Here is a 5,356-nt window from a genome sequence, read left to right as displayed (position 1 = left end):
GATCGGCGGCGGCGGGTGGTTTGGCATGGTGGACCAAGTGACGGCCGACGCGATCCGCATCCGGCCCATCCGGGCCGGGCGTCCTGCGGCGGCGATCCCGCGCGACCGGCTGGAGATGGTGTACATCCCGGTCGACCGGTTACCGGCCCAGTACCGCTGTGGACCAGCGCGACCGACATTGGCCGCTGTGATAGTGCTGGCGGACTGGAGGAGGGGAAGGCGGCGTGAGGGGGCATCAAAAGCAAAGGTCTGTTGCCCCTCCTCGGTGGGGCGTTGGTCATCCGTGATCGCCGGGCTATGCCGCCCGCCACAGCCGATGCGATTCCTGCAGGAGGATCTCTGCTCGAGCCGCTTCTGTCGGTTTCCCGAAATAGTACCCCTGCCCCTTGTCGCACTCCATGGCCTGAAGCATCGCGACCTGATCTGCGGTCTCCAGTCCTTCAGCGATCAGCTCGATGTCGAGGTTGCGTGCAAGATTGACGATCGCGTGGATGACGGCGGCGAACTCGCGGCGCTCGCCGAGACAGCGGATGAAGCTGCGATCGATCTTCAAGGCGTCCAGCGGGAACTGATGCAGGCAGCTCAGCGACGAGTAGCCGGTTCCGAAGTCGTCCATGTGGACGCGCGCGCCACTGGCACGGACCTGCCGCAGCACATCACTGGCTGAGGCGGCGTCGCTGATCATGATGCTTTCGGTGATCTCCAACGCCAGCGACCGGGTCGCGACCCCACTATGGTGGATCGCCGTCATGATGGTCTGCGCAAAGTCCGGCATCATCATCTGGCGAGCGGACACGTTCACGCTCATGCTCAAATTCGAGTGAGCGGGGTGGCGCCGTTGCCAATCGGCCAACTGCCGACAGGCTTCCGACAGGGCCCACTGCCCGAGCGGGACGATGAGGCCGGTCTCCTCGCAGCACGGGATGAACTCCGTTGGCGAGACCGTGCCGCGGGTCGGATGGTTCCAACGAAGCAACGCCTCAAACCCGTCCAGCGTGCCGGCGGTCAACCCGATGATGGGCTGGTAGCACAGGACAAACTCACCTCGGTCCAGCGCACGGCGGAGGTCGTTCTCCAGTTCCAGTCGGACGACGGCAGCGCGGTGCATCCGCGCGTCGAACATCGCGTAGCGGGCCTTGCCGGCGGCCTTGGCGTGGTACATGGCAGCGTCCGCGTCGCGAAGCATCGCGTCGGCCTCAGCGTAATCGTTGTGGCTGGTGGCGATCCCTATGCTAGCCGTGCTGATCACGCTTCGACCCGCGACGAGGTGCGGGGCCGACAAGATGGGGAGCAGCCGCTCCGCCAAAGCCGCGGCGTCGGCTGGGGTGGCGATGCCTTCGGCGAGCGCGACGAACTCGTCACCGCCGAGCCGCGCGACCATAACGGCACCGCGCTCCGCACGATGGCCAGCCATGCAGGCACACAAACGACGTCCGATCTCAGCCAATAGCTGGTCGCCGGCCGCGTGGCCGAGGCTGTCGTTGATCAGCTTGAACCGGTCGAAATCCAGGAACAGCAACGCGAAGTCGAACGACGCGTCCTGCTTCCGCTGCTCCACCAGACGGCCGAGCTGTTCCTTGAGCCTCGCGCGGTTCGGCAGCCCGGTGAGGCTGTCGTGGTTCGCCGCGTGCACGAGGTCGGCCGTCCGCTGTTCGACGAGGCGCTCCAGTTCCGCCATCTTCATGTCTGCCTTGCACCGTAGCAGCCACTTGACGCTCAGTGAAGTGGCCAGCTGCGAGACCTCCACGGGGTCGAAAGGCTTCTTCAATATCAGCAGGCGATCCGTGTAGCCGAGCGTGCGGGAGATATCGTTCCACGAGTGGTCGGAGTAGGCTGAGCAAATCACCACTTGCAATTGCGGGTCGGCGCGCCAGAACTGCTCGATCGTCTGCAGGCCGTCCCAGCCGGGCGGCATTCGCATGTCGACGAACGCTACGGCGTACGGCCGCCCCTCGCGCAGCGCAGCTTCGACCTTTGCCAGCCCCTCCTGGCCCTGCGTGGCGGTGTCGAGCGCGAATTGCGGCGCCTGTTGCGGCGTCTCGGTGCTACCCGTGACGACATCGTCACCGAACAACGCGACCTTGGCCGCGCCGAGCTGCCGAGATGCGCCCGGCGGACAGAGCGTCTTTCGGAAGTCGGCGTGAATGGCCTCGTTGTCGTCGACGATCAGAATTCGCCGCGTGCTCATCTCCTCCGACGATATTGCGTACTTTTGGGTCGCCATGGGGTTACGTCGCCTCCGAGGTAGCGAGATCGATCGTTGCTGCGGGACAGGTTACCGACGGCACGTCGAGTTCGAAGGCTGCGCCCGTGCCAAGCCCATCGCTGGTGGCACGTAGCGTTCCGCCCATTTCGCGTGCCAGGTTTGCGGCGCTGTGCAGGCCGAATCCGTGGCCGTTCGAACGGGTCGTAAAGCCGTGGGAGAATATCTTCGTCAGCGAGTCCTGCGGGATGCCGACGCCGTTGTCGGCAATGGTGAAGCGGATCCGTGGAGCATGGCCCGAAGCCGTCGCGCGACTCCAACCGATAGAGACCATTACGGTCCCGCCGTCTCGCTTGGCTTCCTTCACTGCCTGTTTGGCATTGCTGATCAGGTTCACGAGGATCTGCAGTACCTTGTGTCGGTCCAGCACTGCGTTGTCATCCGCGCCGTCGAACTTGCGGATGATCCGGATGTCGTGGTTGCTAAGGGATTCCGAATGCATCGTGATTGCCGATTCGACCAGGGCCCTTGGGCTAACGGGCTCGGCGATCACACTGCTTTTCGCGTGCGCCTGTTGTGCACTAATTATCTGTTTGATGTGTTCGACACCGCTGCCGAGGCTCCGCAACTCGTGTAGGAGCACGTCCTGCTCGTTGGCGATGGCCTTTGCAACTTCGACCAGGAAAGCAGGCAGCTGGCGCCCGCGGTCGTCCTCGGTGACGTACGTCGCGAAGTCCGACAGGTGCTGGTCGATCAACTCGCTGGCTCTCTTCAGACTGGCAACCTCGGAGCCGCGCAGCGTTTCGGAGACGACGGCGGCGGACACGTTGATGCTGTTCAGGACGTTACCCACATTGTGCAAGACGCCGCTGGCCATCTCCGCCATGCCTGCCTGGCGCGATGCGGTCATTAGTCGACTGTGTAGATTCTCGCGTTCGGCCTCGGTTGCCCTCTGGAGCGTCTGATTCCGAACGAATGCCACGAAGGCCGATGGGCCATGGAGGTCCATCTTGACGACCGCCAATTCGGCGGGGAAAGTCGTTCCATCAGCGCGCCGTGCCTCGGCGTCAATCCGATGGCCGATGAGCGCGTCCGTCACAAGATGAAGCGTCATCGCGTTGCGGTTGGCAAGTCGGAACAATGACGACATTGACGTGCCGACGACCGATCCGCCCGAATGCCCGAACAGCCGCTGGGCGGCAGGATTTACCTCGGTCACCGAAAGCGTCTCGTCGAACAGCAGCACACCGTCCATCGACGCCCGACCAATCGCCTCCAGTTTCGCGTGGGCTCGGCTGAGCGACTGGTGGCTAAAATCGAGCTGGCCGAACGCCTTCGAAAGCTCTCGGTTCAATCGGGCGTTCTCGATGATCGACAGCAGCTGTCGGACGAGTAGTAGGCACAGCAGCAACAGTGACCCGCCGTATACGCCGTAGCTCAGCCACGCGTTTGACTGCGTGCGGTAGTCATAGACGATCATCCCGGCCAGCAGTGGCATGAGCGCATACGGCACGAGTGGCCGCCAAGCGCTAGAGGCGCCATTCGTGACTGCGTGGGTGGGCACCTCGGCGTCATCGCGGTCGAGCGAACAGTAAGGGGCCAAGCGATGCGCGCGGGCGGCGAGGCAGATCAGCATGAACCCGGTCGGCCACAGAACGTCTAGTGGTTCCCCAACTTCGTATACCCCGTTCAAGATGCGGTATCCCCAGAGGGTGTCGGCTGCGATGTTGCACACGTTCCCCAACACGACTGGCAGGACGACGAATCGCGCGGCGGTGCCGGTGAGGCGCCCGGACAGGAGCAGGATGCAAAACAGGCCAGCGACGTCGAAGATTGTATAGCCGGATGCCAGCACGCGGCCGAGCCATGAGTCCGAATCTTGCTGGAGAATCGGACCGAGGAGGAAGTACCAACTGAACGTGGCCGCAGCGACGGTCGTGATCAGCGTGTCCAAGAGCAGTCGCCCACGCACCACGCTCGACGTCTTGCGTGTCGGAAGCAGCGTCATTCCGGAGATGATCAACGGGTAACTGCAAAAGAAGATCGCATCAGCGATCGACGGGAACGGTGGTTCGTCCAGGACAAGGTCGTAGTAGTAGTAGATCATGCTGCCGACGGCGTACGTGACGCTGCCAGCCACCATCAACATCCACGCTGCCTGCCGCATGCCGGCATGTTCTTCCGCCGCTGGAACAACATTGCGAAACCGCTTTCCCAGCACCACGCACAACAGCGCGCCGCACAAGGGAAAAACCGTGTTAGCAAGGAGACTTACCATGCCCTTGCCGAACGGCACGAACAGGATCCAAGCCAACGCGGCGAGATTGACGAACAGGATGAAACGCCATCTCGAACGCAGGTCCTGCTCCACAACTTCGTCGAGGTGGTGCGACCGAGCGTCGGATGCAGGTGAGCTGAAACAATCGCTTACCATAGGAATCTCTACGACTGGAAGAGTAGGCCATCGGCTGTCGCAACTGATGCATGCGGTCTATCGGAACAACTGTCAGCAGGGTGCAGCGCGCATAACGCATCATCGCGCACCGAACGTCTGAAGGCTTCTCAGCGTTTGCCATTTCCCAAGCGTCGGAGCGAGGCGGTTCTACGAGGCGTTCGCTGTGCCACTTCAGCCTAGCCGAGGTGACCGATGTTCCGCACAACATATCTATCGGCGACAATTTGGGGCCGCTTTATTCTCGGTCGAGCCTCCCTGCAAGAAGCGGATGAGGCGTTTGGCAGTAGGCAGCGAATGGTTGGCGCTTTCGGTCGAGAATGTGAAAACGGCCGCGCCGGTTGTTCACCAGCACGGCCGCAATGGGGAAACATCTAGGCGGCCTTCTTAAACTCGCCGAAGTCGCCGTCCTCGTCGAACGGGATGGCGGCTGCCGATGTCCCGTGGGCCTTCTTGGGGCCAATGCGGGCCGGCGCGGCGCGCTTGACCGGCTGCGGCCGAGCCTTGGCGGTCCGAGCGATTGGCGTCGACCCATGGGCCGCCTTGCCCCCGACGAGCGTGACCAGTTCCCCGACGACGCCCGACAGCTGCTCGGCCTGGCTGCTGAGCTCCTCGGCCGCCGCGGCGCACTCCTCGGCCGACGCGGCGTTGCCCTGCGTCACCTGGTCCATCTGCGTCACCGCCGTGTTCACCTGACCGAT

The 5,356-nt window shown here is 63.2% G+C and carries 3 protein-coding genes; all 3 read right to left on the bottom strand.

What is annotated here, in order from left to right; translation table 11 throughout:
- Nucleotides 1-295: 295 nt before the first annotated feature.
- The gene (locus tag VGN72_14490; protein HEV7300570.1) at nucleotides 296-2,224 is read right to left on the bottom strand and encodes an EAL domain-containing protein; all 1,929 of its coding nucleotides are present in this window, start codon (nucleotides 2,222-2,224) and stop codon (nucleotides 296-298) included.
- 4 nt (nucleotides 2,225-2,228) lie between these two features.
- The gene (locus VGN72_14485; GenBank protein ID HEV7300569.1) at nucleotides 2,229-4,574 is read right to left on the bottom strand and encodes an ATP-binding protein; all 2,346 of its coding nucleotides are present in this window, start codon (nucleotides 4,572-4,574) and stop codon (nucleotides 2,229-2,231) included.
- 455 nt (nucleotides 4,575-5,029) lie between these two features.
- On the bottom strand, nucleotides 5,030-5,356 hold a 327-nt coding region (locus tag VGN72_14480), incomplete at its 5' end, for a hypothetical protein (protein HEV7300568.1).

Source organism: Tepidisphaeraceae bacterium (assembly GCA_035998445.1).
In the GTDB taxonomy this organism is placed as follows: domain Bacteria; phylum Planctomycetota; class Phycisphaerae; order Tepidisphaerales; family Tepidisphaeraceae; genus DASYHQ01.
Note: the sequence above shows the minus strand (reverse complement) of the source record. Positions and strands in the feature narration are given on the sequence as shown.